Here is a 21,816-nt window from a genome sequence, read left to right on the forward strand (position 1 = left end):
AAAGGCGGTCCCTCGTGGAGGGGGACCGCCTTCCTTTTTTGCAGTGCCCGGTATTCGCCTCCAGCCCCCCGTCGGATGCAAAGAGGCTGTTTGCAATCATCGTAAAGTAGAAGTTTCGCTGCAACTACCCTCGGCCTGCTCAGCCAAATCAACTGGTCGAGCAAGCATATAAGCAATCAATTCAAGCGCGAAAATTAACCGTATCGGTTAAGAAATGACCGGTGCCAACCGAAAGGTATTTTTGAGGCATTTGATACCACCAAAGAGCAGTTTTTAACACTTTTGGGTAGTTTCCTTAACCCTTTCTGGGACTTTCGGCTGATTGTTTCAATAACCTCATACATAAAGCTGTCGTATTTAACAGAAGTTTCCTTGTTATTGCCACAGGCTTCTAAGAAACTGCAGGTAATCGGATTAATCAGCACCCGGGTGTCCGGCTGCGCTTTTTTTTGCGTCTGCGAACACCCTGCCTGGTCTTAACGGAGGAAGAACATGACGGACGATCTCACCCGCGGCTATGAGGGTCAGGACGACACCACGGCCGAGTCCGCCGAGAACACCTACATCACCGGTAGCGAAGGCAGCACGGCCGTGGTCGGCCAGGCTGCGCAGGCTGTGGACGTTGCACGCCCGGCTCCGGGGGAAACCGTTCAAATTCTGACCGAGGCGAACCAGGTCTATAACCTGACCTTCCCGCCGGGCGGCGCGCAGGTTCAGGTGCAGGGTGAAAACTTCATCCTTGCCTTCGACGACAACGGCGACGGTACACCGGACAGCCAGATCGTCTTCGAAGGTCTGGTGACCATCGTCGAGGCCGGTGACGCGCCGAGCTTCACTGTGGCAGGCACGGAAGTGGGTGCTGACGTGCTGTTGAGCCAGGCGCTGGCGCTTGCCGGAACAGACGACGCCAACCTCGAGACGGCTGCCGGTCCGGGCGCCATCGGTGGCGGTGCGTCCGAGTATAACGACGATCTCGGCGACATTCTCGATCTGCTGGCGGCACAGGGTGTGATTCCGCCGGTTCTGCTCGAGTTCGGCCTGATCGACATCGAGCCCGACATCATCGAGCTGGTCGAAGATCTTGACTTCCCGCCGCCGCCGCTGCTGATCAACGAGATCGGCGTTTCGGTAGCGCTGGAGATTCCCGGCATTCCCGGTGAGGACCCGACGCCCGGCGGAGAAGGGTCAGAGGATCTGCCCTCAGTCCAGTTGCTGAGTGACGGCAACGACGATGTGAAAGAAGAGCCGGCCCCGGAATACAACTTCATTGAGTTGCTGAACAATTCCGACACCGCGACGACGACCGAAGACCTGACGGTTGAGATTCTGAATCCGGCCGGCGATGTCGTCACTTTCGCGATTCCCGACGGCATTACGATTCCGGCCAATGGCTTCATCGTTTTCTATCAGCTCGCTGAAGACGGCAATCCGCTGACCCCGGACGATAACGACGGCCTCGAGGACATCATTTTCCGCGTGTTCGATGCCAGCGGCAATGTGGTTGACGGCGGTACCCTGGAAGACTCCGCTTTCTGGGACCTGGGCGACGACACCACCGAACAGATCGCGGTCAACGTGGTGTTCCGGGACGGCGAGGACGTCGATGGCGACCAGTCCGTGGATACCTTCGCGGCCAACACGACCCAGGACGACCTGGGCGGCCTGACGAATCCGGATTTCACCGGTTCGCCGGAGGGCTTCGTGTCTCCGCTGTTGGACCTGAATCTGGAGACTTTCAACGGCCAGTTCACCGGCAATCATCACATCTTCTCGCGCGTCAACACGACGGACACCGACACCCAGAACGATTGGACGACCAACAACAAGCCGACCGACGGCGCGCTGAACGACACCGATCTGAGCGAACTGATCGGTTTCACCGCGGGTAACTATTACCTTAAGAAGGTCAACCTCGAGACCGGCGAGACGGAGTTCGTTGGCGTCATCAGGGTCGACGGTAAGGCGATCGACGTCGAGGGCCTGACGTCCGGCGTGGGTGAGGACGAGTGCTTCCTGTTCGGTTTTGAGACTGACGGCGGGCGTATCGTCAAGATCGACCCGAACACCGCCGAGGTGGTCGACGTCTGGACGTTCGACGGGGACAGCGAGGGGCCGTCTCTCGAAGATCCGGGCTTCACCTTTGCGGCTGACGAAAGCCTCTATGTATTGACCGAGGACGGTGTCTTCAGGGTGGACCTGGGCAACGGCAGTTATACCCTCGACGAAATCACCACCGACACGCAGGCCTCGGAATCCGGCTTCGATATGAGCGGCCTGGTGGCCGACCCGACCGACCCGAACCTGCTCTACGCCATCGGCTACGATGAAGAGGGCGTGGTGAAGCTGTTCACCATCGATGTGGACACAGGCACGGTCACCGAACTGCCGGGCACCATCGACCAAGATGTGGCTGACGCCATCAATGGCGAAGAAGGTTCCGACCCCGACTTCGGCTTGGCGTTCGACAATTTCGGGCGCCTCTGGGCGGTTGATGAGGCCAATGAGCGCGCCTTCCAGATCGACCCGGCGACGGGCGCAGAGATCCCGAACACTTCGGTCGATCTTTCCGCGATCGATCATGCTCTCGAATCCCTGGCGTTCCAGCGTCACATCGTCGACGAGAATCCCTGGGATCCGCTGAACGACGACCTGAACCCGGGGCAGGACAACCCCGACGGCCTGGCCGGGCAGAACTTCCTGCAGGCAGACGAAGGCGGCGACACAGTCGAAGGCAATGGCGGCCCGGACTTCATCCAGGGCGCGAGCGGCGACGATGCTCTCTATGGTGGCTCCCAGGAACTGGTCGAGGAGCAGGCGCAGAAGGTTGCCGAACAGTTCGAGCAACTGTTGGACGAGGGTATTCCGGTCTTCGGACAAGATGGCAAGAGCGGCAAAGGCCTTGAGCTGAACCACAAGCCCCTGTTCAGCGACCACAACGATTTCCTTTTCGGCGACGCCGGAAATGACGAGATGTACGGCGGCTCCGGCGGCGATTACATGATCGGCGGCGAAGGCGACGATTCCATGGACGGCGGCACCGGCGACGACCAGATCTTCGGCGATGATTCCGCCGAGGTCGGCGGCCTGCCGGAAGACGGTGCGGGCTCCGGCGAAGAGGGTGAGGTGCTCTACGGCGAAGATGTTATCGCCGGTGACGCGCTGAACAACTTCGACAGCCTGCTCGGCGGCGAGGAAGGCCCCGGCGGGCCGGGGGATTACGCCGACCAAGTGAGTGCCTCTTTCGATGGTGGCGATTACGGCCCGAGCCTGGACGACTTCGACGGCGCGGCCGTGGCGATCCTGGGCGGCAACGATACCATCGACGCCGGCAAGGGCGACGACATCGCCTCCGGCGACGCGCTCTCCACAGGGGCGGAGTCTGTCTACGCCCTGGGTTACTCCGACAACAGCTTCAAGCGCCCGGAAAACGGCGTGCGCTCCGACGGCGCGCTGGTGCAGAACGACGAAGACGGCGAGGGTTCGGAGAACATCCTCTTCGTTGACGCCCTCGGCAACTTCAAGATCGTGATTTCCGAGGACGACATCACCGACGTGACCGGCCTCGACACCGCCCGTTTCGTCGACACCGGCATCGATACCGACGCCGAGGGTACGATCTATTTTACGGAGTCGGAATCCGACGCGGTCTACAGGAAGACCGAGTTTGGCGAGGTGGAAGTCGTTGCCTCCAACGAGGACATTGAAGCCGCGCTTGAAGACGCGCTTGAGACCGAAGAAATCGAAGCCCAGCCGGAAGGCCTGGTGTTCGGCCCGGACGGCTTCCTTTATGTGACGGAAGAGACGACGGATTCGATCCTGAGGATCGATCCCACCGACGGCACGGTGACCGTGCTGACCACCGCGGCGGCCGTCGAAGCCGTCCTTGGAGAGGGTAGCGAGTTCAACGTCGAAGGCGGCATCCTGGTTTCGGCCGATGGCGAGAGCCTCTATGTGACGTCTGAAGACAACCCGAACGCGATCATCAAGATCGACCTGGACACCGGTACGCCGGAAGTGCTGGCGAGCGGCGCGCCTTTCAGCGACCTCGACGGCTACATGGTGCTGGCGCCCAACGGCGACATCATCGTCGTCGATGAAGGTTCCGACAGCATCTATCGCGTCACACCGGACGGTGTGGTCAGCGAGTTCCTCAGCAATTCGCAGCTCGAGAACGCTTTCGGCAATTCCATCGACCTGGAAGGCGGCGTTTGGTTCGACAGTGACGGCAACTTCTACGTCACGGACGAGAATTCCGACAACATCGTCAAGTTCGACAGCCTGAATCCTCTGACCGGCGAAGTCGATCCCAATGGCGAGGTGCTTGTCGACGAGGACGACATTCAGGATGCTATCGGCAAAAAGGTCGATTACGAGGGCGGCGCCATTCTGGTGCCGGGTGCCGGCGACTTCCCGGCTGACACCGGATTTGCCAACGACGACATCAAAGGCGGCGACGGCGACGATCTCATCGCCGGCGACGCGGCGGCCATCGCGGTAGAGGGTACGGTAGAGGGCGGCGAAAGCGTTGAAGCCTTCGTGAAGTCCGGCACCGAGGCTCTGGCCGTTGGTATCAACAACGCCATCTTCTCCGACGGTTACAGCTATGACGAGTCTCTGGCTGCGACGGGTAACGACACAATTGACGGCGGTACCGGTAACGACACGGCCGCTGGTGAAGCCCTGGCGGTTGCCGACGATGCAGAGGCTGTCGCCCTGAACACGGCGAAGAGTTACGACATCGAAGCCGGCAACGACGCGATCGAAGGCCAGGAAGGCGAGGACGACATCGGCGGCGACGCCGTTGCCGTGGGTGTTTCTGATGCCGAAGCCCGGACTGAGAACGAGGCCAAGGTTGGCGCCAAGGCGGGCAGCGACACCATCGAAGGTGGTGACGACGACGACCGTATCGCCGGCGACTCGCTGGCGATTGCCACCGGCGAATATGGCGATGCTGATGCCGAAACTACCAACACCGCCAAGTACTTCGGCGCCGAGGCCGGTAACGACAGCATCGACGGCGACGACGGCGACGATGCGCTGGCCGGTGATGCAGCCGCCCATGCGACCGGTGACTACGGCGACGCGACCGCCACGGTGACGAACAAGGCCTATTACGCCAAGGCGGGCAACGACACCATCGACGGCGGTGAAGGCGCGAATCTGATCGCCGGTGAGGCCCAGGCGGTGGCTGACGACGACGCCACGGCGACGGCCACCAACAACGCCCACACAAAGCTCTCCAGGGCGGGAGACGATCTGATCGTTTCCGGCGATGAGAACGACACCATCTCGGGTGGCGCACAGGCTGTTGCCAAGGACGGCACTGCCACCGCAACAAACACCAATAACGTTTACGCATCAGGCGCGTCCGCAGGCAACGACACCATCGTTGCCGACGGCGACAACAGCGGCGACGACGTGGTTGCCGGCGATGCCCAGGCGATCAGCGAGAACGGTCACGCCGAGGCGACCGCCACCAACGATGCCGACGACAACCATCCCAACGGCTGGGCCGGCAACGACTACACCTTCACCGGCGGTTTCGAAGGCGGTGAAGGTGGCAAAGGCGACCAGGTGGCCGGTGAGGCCATGGCCCTGGGCGTTACGGCTTCTGCGTATGGCGACAACGACGCCGACGAGCGCTCTCGTGCGGGCAACGACACCATCAAGTCGGGTGATGGCAATGACACCATCTCCGGCGGCGCGCTGGCGGCGGCGGCCGGGACGGCCTATGCCCGGCAGTTGAACGATGCCGACGACAAGGGTGAGGCCGGCAACGACTGGATCTCTGCCGAGTATGGCGACGATGCCGAAGCCTACGACGACGAGGTGGCCGGCGACGCCATGGCCCGTTCGGAGACCGGTTCGGCTGATGCGGTCGTGAAGAACACGGCCGACGAGAGGGGCGAGGCCGGTAACGACACCATTTACGCCGGTGACGGCGCCAACAAGCTGGCTGGCGATGCCATGGCGGTCAGCGAAGACGGCGATGCGACGGCGACCGTGGACAACAAGGCCACGCACACCGGCGACGCCGGCAACGACAAGATCTTCGGCGGCGATAACGACGACATCATCGGCGGCGGCAGCCAGGCGCGCGCCTCGGGCGAAGGTAACTCGGCCACGGCGAGGACCAACAACACGGCGAACGACTACGCCTCGGATGCCGGCAACGACACGATCTACGGCTTCGACGGCTCCGACATCATCGGCGGCGACGCCCATGCTCTGTCTTTCGGTGGCGATGCCTCGGCCTACGGCAACAACACGGCCGGCAACAACGGCCGCTTCAGCGACCGGTACAATGAGGCCGGCAACGACAAGATCGTAACCACCGGCGAGTATGGCGACAGCGTCTCCGGCGGTGCGCAGGCAGGGGCGGCGAAGGCGGCCTATGCCAGCCAGACCAACCTGGCCGATGGTGCCGAAGGTCTCGATATCTTCAATGAGGCCGGCAACGACACCATCAGGACGGGCGACGAGCACGCCAGCGGCGCCGACGTGATTGCCGGTGACGCCCAGGCTCTCGGCCTGAAGGATGAGTTGACCTCCACGGCGACGGCGCGTTCGAAGAACGAGGCCGACGGTGGCGAGGGCAATACGGCCGGCAACGACGACATCAATTCCTATGGCGGCAGCGATACGATTTCCGGTGACGCCCAGGCGATCTCCTACGGCGATGCAGACTCGGAATCCGATAACGACGCCTGGGGTAAGAAAAACTCGGCCGGCAACGACTCCATCGAGGCCGGTGAGGGCGCGAACGTGGTGGCCGGCGATGCCCAGGCCATCTCGACCGGCGCCAACGCCACGGCGACCGGCACCAACGATGCCTTCACCTCCGGATCGTCGGCGGGTAACGACACCATCGTTTCCGGCGATGACAACGACGACATCTCCGGTGGTGCCCAGGCGATTGCCCCGAACGGTACGGCCACGGCGACCCAGACCAACACGGTCCACGCCGCAGGTGCGTCCGCCGGTGATGACGACCTCATCTCCGACGGCGGCAACAGCGGCGACGACCGGGTGGCGGGCGATGCCCAGGCGATCAGCGGTAGCGGTAACGCCAAGGCGACGGCTAAGAACGACGCCGACGACAACCACCCCAACGGCTCCGCCGGTAACGACCATATCTTCACCGGCGGGTACGCCGGTGGCGAATACGGCGGCGATCAGGTGGCCGGTGAGGCTATGGCGTCCGGCGCTACGGCCGAGGCTTACGGCGACAACGATGCCGACGAGTACGCCCGGGCGGGTAACGACACCATCAAGTCCGGCGAGGGTCACGACACCATCTCCGGCGGCGCGCTGGCGGTAGCGGCGGGCATGGCTTACGCCGAGCAGGACAACAATGCCGATGACGATGCCCTGGCCGGCAACGACTGGATCTCTGCCGAGTATGGCGGCGAAACAGGTTTCGACGACGAAGTGGCCGGCGATGCCATGGCGCGTTCGGAGACCGGTTCGGCTGATGCGGTCGTGAAGAACAGGGCCGACGAGAAGGGCGAGGCCGGTAACGACACCATTTACGCCGGTGACGGCGACAACAAGCTGGCCGGTGATGCTATGGCGGTCAGTGAAGACGGCGATGCGACGGCGACCGTGGACAATAAAGCCACGAACACCGGCGACGCCGGCAACGACAAGGTCTTCGGCGGCGATGACAACGACATCATCGGCGGCGGCAGCCAGGCGCGTGCCTCGGGCGAAGGCAATTCGGCCACGGCGCGGACCAACAACACGGCGAATGACTACGCTTCGGACGCCGGTAACGACACGATCTACGGCTTCGACGGTGCCGATATCATCGGCGGGGACGCCCATGCTCTGTCCTTCGGCGGCGACGCCTCGGCCTACGGCAACAACACGGCCGGCAACAACGGCCGCGCGAGCGACCGGTACAACGATGCCGGCAACGACAAGATCGTAACCACCGGTGACGAAGGCGACACCGTCTCCGGCGGTGCGCAGGCAGGGGCGGCGAAGGCGGCCTATGCCAGCCAGATCAATCTGGCCGACGGTGCCGAGGGCTTCGACATCTATAACGAAGCCGGCAACGACACCATCAGAACAGGCGACGCGCACGCCAGCGGCGCCGACGTGATTGCCGGTGACGCCCAGGCTCTCGGCTTGGCGGACGATCTGACCTCCACGGCGACGGCGCGTTCTAAGAATACCGCCCGGTATGGCAAGGGGAACACGGCCGGTAACGACGATATCAACGCCTATGGCGGCAACGATACGATTTCCGGTGACGCCCAGGCGATCTCCTACGGCGATGCGGACTCGGAATCCGACAATAACGCCGGGGGCTTGCTGAACGGGGCCGGTAACGACCTCATCAACGCCGGTGAAGGCGAGAATGTGGTGGCCGGCGATGCCCAGGCCATCTCAACCGGCGGCAACGCCACAGCGACCGGCACCAACGACGCCTTCACCTTCGGTTCGTCGGCGGGTAACGACACCATCGTTTCCGGCGACGAGAACGACGGCATCTCCGGCGGTGCCCAGGCGATTGCCCCGAACGGCACGGCCACGGCGACCCAGACCAACACGGTCCACGCCGCAGGTGCGTCCGCAGGCAACGACACCATCATTGCTGACGGCGACAACAGCGGCGACGACCGGGTGGCGGGCGATGCCCAGGCGATCAGCGGTAGCGGTAACGCCAAGGCGACGGCCAAGAACGATGCCGACGACAACCACCCCAACGGCTCGGCCGGTAACGACTATATCTTCACCGGCGGTTTCGACACCGGTGAGTACGGCGAAGGCGATCTGGTGGCCGGCGAAGCCATGGCGCTGGGTGCCACGGCTGAAGCCTACGGCGACAACGACGCCGACGAGTACGCCCGTGCGGGTAACGACACCATCAAGTCCGGCGACGGCAACGACACCATCTCCGGCGGCGCCCTGGCGTCGGCGGCTGGCACGGCTTATGCCGAGCAGGACAACAACGCCGATGACAAAGCCGAGGCCGGCAACGACTGGATCTCTGCCGAGTACGGCGACGATGCCGAGGCCTATGACGACGAAGTGGCCGGCGACGCCATGGCGCGTTCGGTGAACGGCGATGCCGATGCGGTGGTGAAGAACACGGCCGATGAAAAGGGCGAGGCCGGCAACGACACCATTTACGCCGGTGACGGTGACAATCGTGTTTCCGGTGACGGCATGGCGGTCAGCGAGTACGGCGATGCGACGTCCGATGTCGACAACAAGGCCACTGCGGGTGGTGAAGCCGGCAACGACTACATCAAAGTTGGCGATGGCGACAACGAGCTGGCCGGTGATTCGCAGGCAGTCTCCGCGCAGGGCGATGCCACGGCTTATGGCGAAAATCTCGCCAATGACGGCAGCAGCAATGATGCCGGTAACGACACGATCAAATCCGGCATCGGCAAGGACACCATCTCCGGTGGTGCTATGGCGGTTGCCGCGACGCTGGCCTTCGCCAAGCAGGTGAATGCCGCCGATCTTGGCGACGCCGGCAACGACTATATTGAATCCGATCAGGGTTCGCCGGATGATGACGACGACGTCGCCGGCGATGCCATGGCCCGTTCCGAAGGTGTAAACCTCAGGAACGCGGTTGCGATCTCCGAGAACACGGCGAACGGTGGCCCCGGCGATGCGGGCAACGACACCATCTATGCCGGTGGCGGCGAAAACTATGTCGCCGGCGAGGCGATGGCGGTGAATACCGGCGATGATGCCGAGGCCTATGCCGACAACACGGCTACCAATGGTGCCGAGGCCGGCAACGACGTGATCTTCACCGGCTCGCAGGCCGATGTCATCTCTGGCGGCACCCAGGCGCGGGCCAAGGATGAGGCCAAGGCCGACACCGACAATCTGGCGACGGGTCACGGGTCTTCGGCCGGCAACGACTACATCTGGGCCGACGGCGGCGAGAACAAGGTGGCCGGCGATGCCCAAGCCATCTCGACCGATGGCAGTGCCTCGGCCTACGGCAGCAACACCGCTGGCGATGGCAACGGGGACAGCTACAACGTAGCCGGCGACGACACCATCCATGCCGGTAATGCCGACGACACGATCTCCGGCGGTGCCCAGGCCATGGGCAAGAACTCGGCCTACGCCAAGCAGGTGAACGAGGCCGGGGCCGGCGGTGACCAGGAAGAGAAAAACCGGGCCGGCAACGACCACATTCAAGCCCGTGACGGCGAGAACAAGGTTGCCGGCGACGCCCAGGCGCTCTCCAGCGATGGGACGGCCACGGCTTACGGTGAGAACACCGCGGGTGACGGCGGCAGTGCCGACAACAACTATGCTGGTAACGATGGGATCTATGCCGGTGACGCCGGCGATACGATCTCCGGCGGCGCCCAGGCCATCGGCAAGACCTCGGCCTATGCGTCGCAGGTGAACGAGGCCGGCAGCGGTAACGCTGACGACCAGAACAAGGCCGGCAACGACACAATTAAAGCCTACGACGGTGAGAATGTGGTTGCGGGCGATGCCCAGGCCATCGGCACGGGTGACGAGTCCGCCGCGACCGCCTTCTCCAGAAACTATGCCGACAGCACGGACACGGAGGACAAGGACGTCGCCGAAAACGAGGCCGGCAACGACAAGATCTACACCGGTCAGCACGACGACCGGGTCTCCGGCGACGCCCAGGCCATCGGCAAGACCGCCAAGGCCACCTCTGAGAACGAGGCGGACGGCGAAGGCAACAAGGCCGGTAACGACACCATCACCGATACGAACGGCGACAACCTCGTGGCCGGTGATGCCCAGGCCATCGGTCTGACCGATGAGGACGGCGTTCCTCTGGCGGGCACCTCGGCGGAGGCCTACGGCAATAATCTGGCCGGTGGTGTGGAAGAGTTCTTGAACGACAACCTGGCCGGCAACGACAAGATCACCATGTCCGGTGATGGCGACGACTCCATCTCCGGCGGCGCCCAGGCGCTCGGCGATAAGGCCTATGCCAAGCAGGAGAACGAGGCGCAGTCCGACGGCAGCCAGGCCGGTGACGACACCATCAACGCCGGCGGTTACTCCGAATACGGCGATGTGGTGGCCGGCGATGCCATGGCGATCGGCAACGATGCCACGGCGGTTGCCAAGAACACCACGACGGCATCCGGTGCTTCAGCCGGCAGTGACGACATCTTCACGGGTCTCGGCGACGACTCCGTGGCCGGCGATGCCCTGGCCAACGGCGACGCGACCTCTGTCACGGTGATGAACACGGCGGCGGCCGGCAGCGAGGCGGGCGTGGACGTCTGGGTCGACGCCGGGGGCAGCAACCTCTTCGACGGTGACGGCCTCGCGATCGACAACAACGGCAACACCGTGACGACCACCAACTCTGCCGCCGGCGCGGGTGCCATTGCCGGTGGCGACACCATCACCGTCCTCGGCAACGGCGACAACCGCGGCGGCGGCGATGGCACGGAGTATTCCAGCGAAGGCGATGCCGATGTCGACGTCACCAACATGGCGGTCGACGGCGGTTCGGCCGGCGGCGACACCATCAAGGTCGGCGGCGGTGACGACAAGGTCTCCGGCGGCGCCCTGGCCATTGGCAAGACCGGTGCCTCGGCGAAGATCACCAACACCACTGACGAGGGTGGCAAAGCCGGCAACGACGAGATCGTCGGCGACTACGGCGGCGGCGCCGGAATGGACACCATCGCCGGTGACGCCCTGGCAGATGCCACGGACGGCACGGTCGGCAGCACCGTTGCCACGGTGTTGAACCAGGGCTTCAATGAAGGTGCGCAGGCTGGCGTGGACAACATCCGCTCCGGCGACGGGACCGACACGGTGTCCGGCGACGGCATGGCCCTGGGCGACTACGGCTTGGCCGATGTCCATAACGAAGCCGACGGCGGTGGACAGGCCGGTGACGATAATCTTAACAGCGGCGGCGATGCTGATGCCGTGGCCGGTGACGGTCTGGTGAAAGGCAAGGAAGCCAAGGCCGACGTGCTGAACGAAGCCGGGTCAGAAGAAGATGAGGACTCCAAAGCCGGCAACGACACGATCCGCTCCGGCAGCGGCAACGACATGGTCTCCGGCGGCGCGCTGGCGGCCGGTCTGGCGGCCTTCGCTGCGCTCATCAACAAGGCGGCCCACTCCTTCGGCAGCAACGGCTCGGCCCGTGCCGGCAACGACGACATCAATGTCGGCACCGGCGAGGACACCGTGGCCGGTGATGCCCTGGCGATCGATAAAGACGGCAAGGCCGAGGCCACGAACGAGGCTTTGGTGCGGAGCCAAAGCGACGCCAAGGCTTATGCGGGCAACGACAAGATTGTTGCCGATGACGACGCCGTGGGTGACGTCATCGCCGGTGATGCGGCGACGACGAATGCCGCCGGCGGCAACGCCAAGGTCACCAACAAGGCGACCGTTGATCCGGGTGGTAAGGGATTTGCGGAGGCCGGTAACGACACCATCTTTGCCGGTGATGGCAACGACGTTATCTCCGGTGGTGCCTACGCCGCCGGTGCCGGCGCCATGGCGGAAGCCCATAACACGGCGACCGTGGGTGACTACGGAACGGCGGAAGCCGGCAACGACGATATCTTTGTCCGTGACGGCAACGATCTGGCGGCGGGCGATGCCCTCACCACCGGCGCCAACAGCACGGCCAAGGCGATCAACAAGGCCACTTCCGGGGGCGGTACGGCCCTGGCTGGCAGTGATCTCATCGATGCCAACAACGACAACCTTGCCGATCGTTTGGCGGGTGACGCGGCGGCGGTCGTGACGAGCGGCAGCGCCACGGCAATCACCGAGAACACGGCCACTGAAGCCGGCGGCGACGCCCAGGCCGGCAACGACTCGATCCGTGCCGGCGGCGGCGCCGACACCATTGCCGGCGGCTCTCTCGCCATCGGCGAGACGGTGAGCGCCACCACCACCAACACGGGCCTCGGCGGCGGCGAAGCCGGCGAGGACACCATCTCCGGTGGCGGCGGCGCAGACGTCATCTCCGGCGACTCAGGCTCCCTGGCTGAGGTGCTCGGCGGTACGGCAACGGCGGTGAACATCGGGACCGGCGGCGATGCCGGCAACGACGACATCTATGCCGGTTCCGGCAACAACAAGGTCGCCGGTGAGGCCCTCGAGATCGCAGCGATGGGTGCCCATGCCATCGCCAAGAACACTGCGAGCGGCGACGGCGGCGATGCCGGTAACGACGAAATCTATGCCGGCAACGATGACGACGCTATCGCCGGTGGCGCCTTTGCCGAAGGCGAAGACGGCACGGCCGAGACCACGAACCGGGGTATCGGCGGCGGCGAGGCCGGTGAGGACGAGATCTATGCCGACGGCGCCGAAGGCGGCAACGATACCGTCTCCGGTGACTCCCTGGCCTTCGGTAAGGGCTCTGACGCCTTCGCCACCAACATCGGCGAATACGGCGGCGATGCCGGCAACGACGAGATTTATGCCGGACGTGGCGACAACTGGGTGGCCGGCGATGCCGGTGCCTACGGCGACGATGCCGGCAATGCCACGGCCGACAACAAGGCCTGGGCCAACGACACCAACGCTTTCTTCTCCTCCGAGGCCGGTGACGACACGATCAAGGCCGGCAGCGGCAAAGACACCATCTCCGGTGATGCCCTGACGGACGGCGAGAGGTCCACGGCCCAGGCCAACAACACGGCCGATGCCAAGGGGCTTCAAGGCGAAGGCGCCGAGGGCCGCACGGCCTCTGCCGGCAACGACTCGATCGCCTCCGACTACGGCAGCGGTGACGGTGACGACATTGTCGCCGGCGACGCCTTGGCGACGGGTAAGGATGGCATTGCCATTGCCGTCAACAAGACGACGGCCGACGGTGCCGAGGGAGCAGATGTGATTGCTCGCGCCGGTAACGACACCATTGCTGACGGTGGAGACAACAACATCGTGTCCGGCGACGCCGCTTCCACAAGCGAGGAAGGCGGCAATGCCACAGCCATGAACATGGCCGATGCTTCCGATTACGGTCGGGCCTTCGCCGGGAACGACTCCATCACGATGGATATAAGTGATCAAGGTGACGCCGATGACATCATCGCCGGCGACGCCCTGACCCAGGGTGCCGAAACCACGGCCCTGGCCGACAACGACGGTACCGCTTCGGGCCACGGCCTTGCCAGAGCCGGTAACGACACCATCCGGGCTGGTGACGACAGTGACCTTGTCTCCGGTGGGGCTTTGGCCACCGGCTACAGGGCCAAGGCGCATGCTGACAATGACGGCATGGCCAGTGATTGGGCGACGGTGGTGGTCGGCAACGACTCCATGACCGGCGGGTTCAACGCCGATGCCATGGCGGGTGAGGCCCTGGCCTCCGGTGCTTATGGCGAGGCCCTGGCTCAGAACGATGGCACCGGCAACGGCAGTGCCACCGTCAAAGTCGGCAACGACACCATCTTCGGCGACTCCGGCGGCGACAAGATGGTTGGTGAGGCTCTGGCCACCGCGATCCGCGGTAAGGCCACGGCGGAGAATACCGGTACTGCTAACGACACCAGCACTGTCGAGGTCGGTAACGACACGATGTTCGGTGCCGGCAGCGGCGACCAGATCTCCGGCGATGCCTTGGCCTCCGGCCACTACGGCACGGCGATGGCCACCAATGTTGGCACGGCCAACAGCCCGGCCACGGCCAAGGTCGGCAGTGATACCATCGATGGCGGTACCTCCAGCGACAAGCTGGCCGGTGACGCCCTGGCCTCCGGTAACTATGGCTCCGCCACGGCCACCAACGAAGGTACCGGTCTGGGCGATGGCGCGGTCTATGTCGGTAACGACAGCATCACCGGCGGTAGCTCCTCCGGTGCGGAGAAGATCGCCGGCGAGGCTCTTACCACGGGCCGCGAGAGTGATGCCTTGGGTGAGAACAGCGGCGAAGGCAGCGGCACGTCAGAGGTCAACGTCGGCAACGACACGATCTATGCCGGCGGTTCCTTCGACCAGGTCTCGGGTGGTTCCCTGGCGACCGGCGCTGACAGCGATGCGACGCAGCGCAACAACGCCACAGCCAACGATGCGGCAGTGGTGAAGGTCGGCAACGACTTCATCAGTGCAGGCAGCAGCGGCGACAAGGTGGCCGGTGACGCACTGGCAACCGGCGAGAACGGTGAGGCCGAGGCCGAGAACACGGCAACGGTTCTTGGTGAAGGCACCGCCGAAGCCGGTAACGACACCATCAACGGGAACTCGAGTGGCGACACCATTTCCGGCGATGCCATGTCCGGTCACTTCAGCGGAAACGCGACGGCGACCAATAAGGCGACGGCTGGTGTCGATGGCAGCGGTACGGCTTCTGCCGGCAGCGACAAGATCATCGGTGGTGGCGGTTTTGAGAAGATCGCCGGTGACGCCCTGACCTTGGCCGACAATGCCGTGGCGACCGCGAACAACACTGCGGTGTCCAACAACTTGGACGGCACTGCCGAGGCCGGCGACGACACCATCGAGGCCGGTACGGGCAACCACCGGATCGGCGGCGACGCGGCGGCCTTCGGCGACTATGGCGAAGCGATCGCCAGGAATACCGGCGGAGAACTGATCGACGGTACGCCGAGCGGTGGCAGAGGTGCCTCGGCTGGTAACGACAAGATCACGGTTGGCAATAGTTTCTTCGGTGACTCCTACATCGCCGGTGATGCTGCAGCTTTCGGTGATTATGGCGAGGCCGATGCCCGTAACCTGGCGCTCGGTGACGATGCCGAGGTCGGCAACGACACCATTCACGCCGGCGACAACAGCCATGTGATTGCCGGCGATGCTCTCGCGACGGGCCGCAACGGTTCGGCAACGGTGATCAACTCGCTCCAGATCGGCCTCGCCGCACTGGTTGGTAACGACGAAATCGTCAGTGGTGACGGTGCAGATCTGATCTCCGGCGACGCTCTGGCCATTAACGACGGTGATGCGGAGGTCACGAACCAGGCGGTCGGCGGTGTCGACAAGACCGGCAGCGACACGATCATTGCTGGCGACGGCAACGATACCATCGCTGGTGACGCTCTGGTCGTGGGTTCGGGCACGGCGACCGTCAACGTCGGCGGTAACGACTGGATCGATGGTGGGGAAGGTAACGACCTCATTTCCGGCGATGTGTTGGCAATCGACGGCGGTACTGAGGATCTCAACATCCTTGGCGGTAATGACACCATCCACGGCGGTAGCGGTAATGACACCATCTACGGCGACACCTCTGACATCAACGCAATCGTCGGTGGCGATGACTTGCTCTTCGGCGATGAAGGTAACGACTACATCTTCGGCGGAGCCGGCAACGACACCCTCGACGGCGGTGCGGGGCAGGATACGCTCCTGGGTGGTGCCGGTAACGATGTCATCGTCTTTGATGCCGACGATGGACTAGGCGGCGTTGGTCTGGTCAGCGGTGGTTCTGATACCGGCGGCGCCGACTTCTTTGCCGGTGACACCTTGGTGATCAATGAGGACGTCGACTTCACCTCCTTGCCCACCGGTGTCTGGGAGCAGTTCGAGATCATCGATCTTGAAAACGGCGCCGCTGACACCGCGGAGACGTTGACCCTCTCGTCAGCCGATGTCATTGATCTGACCGATGGCGACGACCTGCTCTCGATCCTCGGCGGTGCCGATGGTCTGGACGCAGGTGGTGGTGCCGGCGATACGGTCAATCTGGAGGGTTCTGTCGGTGCTGGAACCGATTGGGATGGCGGTGTCGACCAAGGTACCTTCACCGTTTACACCAACACGGATGGAACCATAGTGGCGATCGACAACGACATCACCGTTAACGTACTGAACGGCGTCTGATGCGCGATTGTTGAGTTCCAAGTAGGAACCAGGTACAGGGGGCGAAGGCGAAAAACCTTCGCCCCCTTTCTTATTGTGGACGAGACAAGGGTCCGGCGGGAAACCGCCGGGCCCTTTTCCTTGCCCGGCTTGGCGGCCCGGCCGGATTCGTTGCTGTGCGGGCAGTAACGGCTTCTGGGAAGGCGGCCGTCAGTTAAGGCTTCGCTGAAACGGCGGATTGCCGCGGTGGCCATGCAATTCCCCGGTTAAAACCCGGGCGAACGCACACATAAAACCCTAATTGCCTCATTTAGGTTCCTCGATTTCCGGGACCGCGCGTCCGAGGTTTGCACGTCGGCGTTGCAGGCGCTCCGTCCCGGGCGGGGTGTTACCGGAACGCTTGTCCTGCCGATCTGTGATTTGGGCGCCGGCCTGCTGGTCCGGTTGATGCGATCGATGGGAGTGGTGGATGAACCTGGAATCAGGCGGGTTGACGGAATCCTGGCAGAGCGCGGCGACAGGAAGTAGGGCAGAAGCGGAGGCAGTCGCGGCAGCAACGGTGCCCGATGTGCCCGTGATCGTGATTGATGGCGAAGGCCCGGCAGGGGGGGGCGGAACCGTCATCATTATTGGCCAGGCCGGGGCGGCGCAGGTGCTGACCCAGCCCGCGCCGGGACAGACCGTCGCCATTCCCACCCTGAGCGGCGCCGAGTACATCATCGGCTTCGATCCGTCGGGTGCGACGGTTTCCACCGAAGGCCGCGATCTGATTCTGAACTTCGACAACGGTGGCGGCCGCCTCGTCTTTAGTGATTTTGCTGATGCGGTCAACAGCGGTGGGGGGCCGACCTTTCAGATCGGCGGTGAAACGCTGTCCGGCCAAGCACTTTACGGCCAGGCCCTTGCTTTGACCGATCCCGGCCTCAGCCTCGAAGTCGCAGCCGGTGGCGGGCCAGGGCCGCTCGGTTCCGGCGGCACCTACGATGACAATCTCGGCGCCATCATCGATCTCTTGACCGGTCAGGGTGTGATCGGCGCCACCGAAAGCGCTCCTGCTCCGCCCGACATTCCCGAAGTCGAAATCACCGACGAGGAAACCCTGCTGCTGCTTCAGGCCGCCGCCGATGGGGACGGCGGCGGGGCGGGCGTGCCGCCAACGCTGCTGATCAACGAGATCGGCGTGTCCGCCGCTTTGGATGTACCGACCTTGTCCGATGATGACGCCAGCGACATCACTTTCGTCGCGGCGGAAGTGGCAATGGTCTACGACTTCGTGGAGCTCACCAACAACACCGCGGCCGAGACCGAAACCTTTGCGACGACGCTGGAAATCCTCAACCCCGCCGGCGCGGTGATCGTCGTCACTCTGCCCGACGGCGTTACAATTCCGGCCGGTGGCTTTCTGGTGCTCTATCAGGATGCCTCGGCGGGCGAGGGCGGCGATCCGACGGTGATCGGCCGAGTGTTCGATGCTTCCGGCGCGCTGGTCGATGGGTTCGACATCGCCGGCGGCGCGGCTTGGGAACTGGGCGACGACACCACGGCCCCCCTGGCGGTCAACCTTGTTTCCGCCGGCAGCGATTCCCTCGACAGCTTTGCCGCCAATCTGACGACGGCGGACCTGGCGGTGCTGACGGCGCCGGTCTGGACTGCAAACGGCTTGGTTCCGGCAAACCTCGACCTGACCTTCGAGACCTTCAACGGCGGCTTCACCGGTGATCATCAGGTCTTCTCCCGCGTGTTCGATGAGAACGACGCGGGTTCCGGGGCGCCCACCGACAGCGAGGTCGACTGGACCACCAACGTGACCCCGACCGATGGGGCGCTCAATGCATTGGACGGCGCGGACGGCAGCGGTCCGCTGGACCCCAATCCCGCTGACATCGAGAATGACGACCTGAACCCCGGCCAGGCCAACCCCGACCCCATCGCCGGCCAGACGATCCTGACGGCGACAGGCGATGCCGGCGCGTTGCTGGAAGGCGGGCCGGGGCCGGACTTCCTGCTTGGCGGCGTGGGCGACGACAGCCTCTATGGCGGCAGCCAGGCTTCGGCGGATGCGCAGGCCGATGCTGCCAGCTACGGCGGTGAAGCCGCCAGCTTCAACGACCACAACGATCTGCTGAGCGGGGATGCCGGGGACGATGCGCTCTACGGCGGCTCGGGCGGCGATTACCTGATCGGCGGGGCGGGACGGGATTCCCTGGACGGCGGCACCGGCGACGATCTGATTTACGGCTACGCCGCGCCCATCGGCGGGGTGGACGACGACTTCAATCCGGGCAGCGGCAATCAGACACAGGCGGACCGCATAGCCGGCGATGCCTTCAACAACCTGATTGGCGGAAACTCGCCGGCGGCGCGGGCGGTGCGGGGCGGCGACGACACCATCGACGGCGGCCTGGGCTATGACCTGATTGCCGGCGAGGCGCTGGCGGCGGCGGACGGGCAGGGCTCCGCGGAAGTGATCAACAGCGACAAGGCCGACCCCACGGCCTCCGCCGGCAACGACATCATCGCCGGTTTCGACGGGTTCGACAGCATCGGCGGTGAGGCTGTGGCGGTGGGCATCGGCGGCAGCGTCAGTGCGGAGGCCGAGAACCGGGCCACGCAGGGCGGCATTGCCGGCGGCGACGTGATACGTGGCCAGGGGGCCAGGGACGTCATCGCCGGCGAGGTGTTTGCCAGTAACCAGGCGGATGGAAACAGTGGGACAGCCCGCAACGTCGCCACCGACGGGCGCGCCGGTGACGACAGCCTGGACGGCGGCAGCGGTTACAATCTGATGGCCGGTGAGGCGGTGGTGAGCGGCGGAAGAGGTGCCGATGCTCTGGTCGAGAACAGCGCCGAGGGGGCGACAGCCTCCGCCGGGAACGACACCCTGACCGCGACGGAGGGAAACGATACCCTGGCGGGCGAGGCCTATGGCGCCGCGCCCGGCCTCAGCGTCAACGTCAGCAGCACGGCGGCCGCCGGTGGTTCGGCGGGTAACGACTCTATCGTCGCCGGCGACGGCAGCAACAGGGTCTCGGGCGATTTTCTGGCGATGGACGCGACGCGGTTCGGCGGCGACCTGATTGCCACCAACACCGGCAATGACGGCGCTGCCGGCAACGACACTGTTCTCAGCGGAAGCGGCAGGGACATTGTTGCGGGCGACGGCCTGCACCAGGCCCGTTTTACGCGGGCGGAGGCGGTCAACGAGGCGAGCGGCGCGGCGGGGCTGGCCGGTAGCGACCGCCTCACCAGCGGCGGCGAACGTGACCGGGTATCCGGTGACAGCCTGGCCAACGGACAGAGCGAAGGCACCGCGACGGCCCGCGCCACAGCCAACGCCGGCGGGATCGCCTCGGCGGACAGGATCAGCTCCGGGTCCGGCGCCGACAGCGTTGCCGGCGATGCCTTCGCCGCTGCCTCACAAGGATTCGCGATCGCCGACGTTGTAAACGAAGCAATGGAAGGCGCGGCAGGCGGCGATACGATATTGGCCGGCGGCGGCGCCGACCTGGTTTCCGGCGATGCTCTGGCGATCGCCGGCTCGACCGCTGATGTCGTTGTGAACAACACTGCCGATGGTGCCGCGGCGAACGCCGGCAACGACAGCCTGCGCGGCCTCGACGGCTTTGACACCGTTGTCGGCGACGCCCTGGCCACTGCCGCTGGCAGCGCGACAGTGCTTGTCGAGAACACTGCCAGTAACGATGGCAAGGCCGGCAGCGATACGGTTCGCGGCGACGGTGCGGCGGATACCGTCGCCGGCGATGCCCTGGCGACTTCCAGAGACTTCATTGCGACGGTGGATATCCAGAATACGGCCGATGGCGGATCGGCGGGCAGCGATCTGCTCGACCCCCAGGGCGGCAACAATCTGGCATCCGGCGACGGCATGGCCGAAGGCACCAACTCGGCGGAGGTGACCGTTACAAACACCGCCGATGGCGAGGGCTCGGCCGGCAGCGATACGATAATCTCCGGCAACGGCCGGGACAGTCTTTCCGGTGATGCCCTGGTCCGCGGCAGCGGTACGGCCAGGGTGTTCAACACGGCTCTTGCAGGGGCCGCGGCTCTGGCAGGCAGTGACGTGATCACGAGCCTCAGCGGGCGGGATGTGATTTCCGGTGATGCCCTGGCACTGGACGGCGGCGACGCTGAAGTGACCAATGCCGGGGCGCCGGAGGCGGCCGGCAGCGACAGCATCAGTAGTGGTGCAGCTCGGGACACCGTTGCCGGCGATGCTCTGAGCGACGGCGGAACGGCGACCGTAGTTTACGGCGGCGACGACACCATCGACGGCGGTGCGAACGAAGATCTGATTTCCGGCGACGCTCTGGCCCTCAATGGCGGCTCAGCCATATCGCGCGACGGTGGCGACGATTTGATTTGCGGCGGCAGCGGCAACGATACGGTCTATGGCGATTCGAACTTCACCGATATCCAGGGCGGCAATGACACGCTCTTCGGCGACGATGGCAACGACTATCTGGCCGGCAACTCCGGTGATGACCTGCTGATCGGCGGCGGCGGGGACGATACGCTCATCGGTGGCGAGGGCGACGACACGCTGACAGGCGATGCCGGCGCCGACAGCTTCGTATTCGGTCGTATCGAAGGAACCACCGGTGAAGGCAACGACAGGGTGAACGACCTTTCATCCGCCGAGGACCGCCTGCTCTTCTATGGCGTGAGCGACAACGACGTCGACACCGACATCGATATCGACGACCTGCTGGCGGCCATCACGGGAACCGCCGACGGTGGTGCGGGGCTCAATGTGACTCTCGACTTCGCCAGCGGCGGAAGCGTGATCTTCATCGGTGCCGGCACCGGCGCCGTCACCTCGGTCACCGATCTGGTGGACGACCCGGCAAGCCAGATCCTGGTCTTTTCTTGACGCCCGAGAGTCGAGTAGGCGCGCTGAAGGCCAACCATCTCCGGCAACACTTTTGCGGTGTTCAGGTCTTTACCGCTTTGCCGCGATCTCGTGAATTCGGTCCGTCGGCGCCTTCCGAAAGCAATGCACCTAACAGGGGAATCTCTATA

The 21,816-nt window shown here is 64.4% G+C and carries 2 protein-coding genes; both read left to right on the top strand.

Annotation, left to right across the window (positions count from 1 at the left end):
• Positions 1-492: 492 nt before the first annotated feature.
• Complete coding sequence (locus ACP146_RS08040) at positions 493-16,797, top strand: SdiA-regulated domain-containing protein (protein WP_422366241.1); 16,305 nt, start codon at positions 493-495, stop codon at positions 16,795-16,797.
• A gap of 448 nt (positions 16,798-17,245) precedes the next feature.
• Positions 17,246-21,667 carry a beta strand repeat-containing protein gene (locus ACP146_RS08045; RefSeq protein ID WP_422366242.1) on the top strand — a complete coding sequence of 1,474 codons (4,422 nt, stop codon included), beginning with the start codon at positions 17,246-17,248 and terminating at the stop codon, positions 21,665-21,667.
• Positions 21,668-21,816: the final 149 nt, after the last annotated feature.

The sequence above is a fragment of the Pelagibius sp. genome (assembly GCF_965249265.1).
Taxonomy (GTDB): Bacteria; Pseudomonadota; Alphaproteobacteria; order Kiloniellales; family Kiloniellaceae; genus Pelagibius.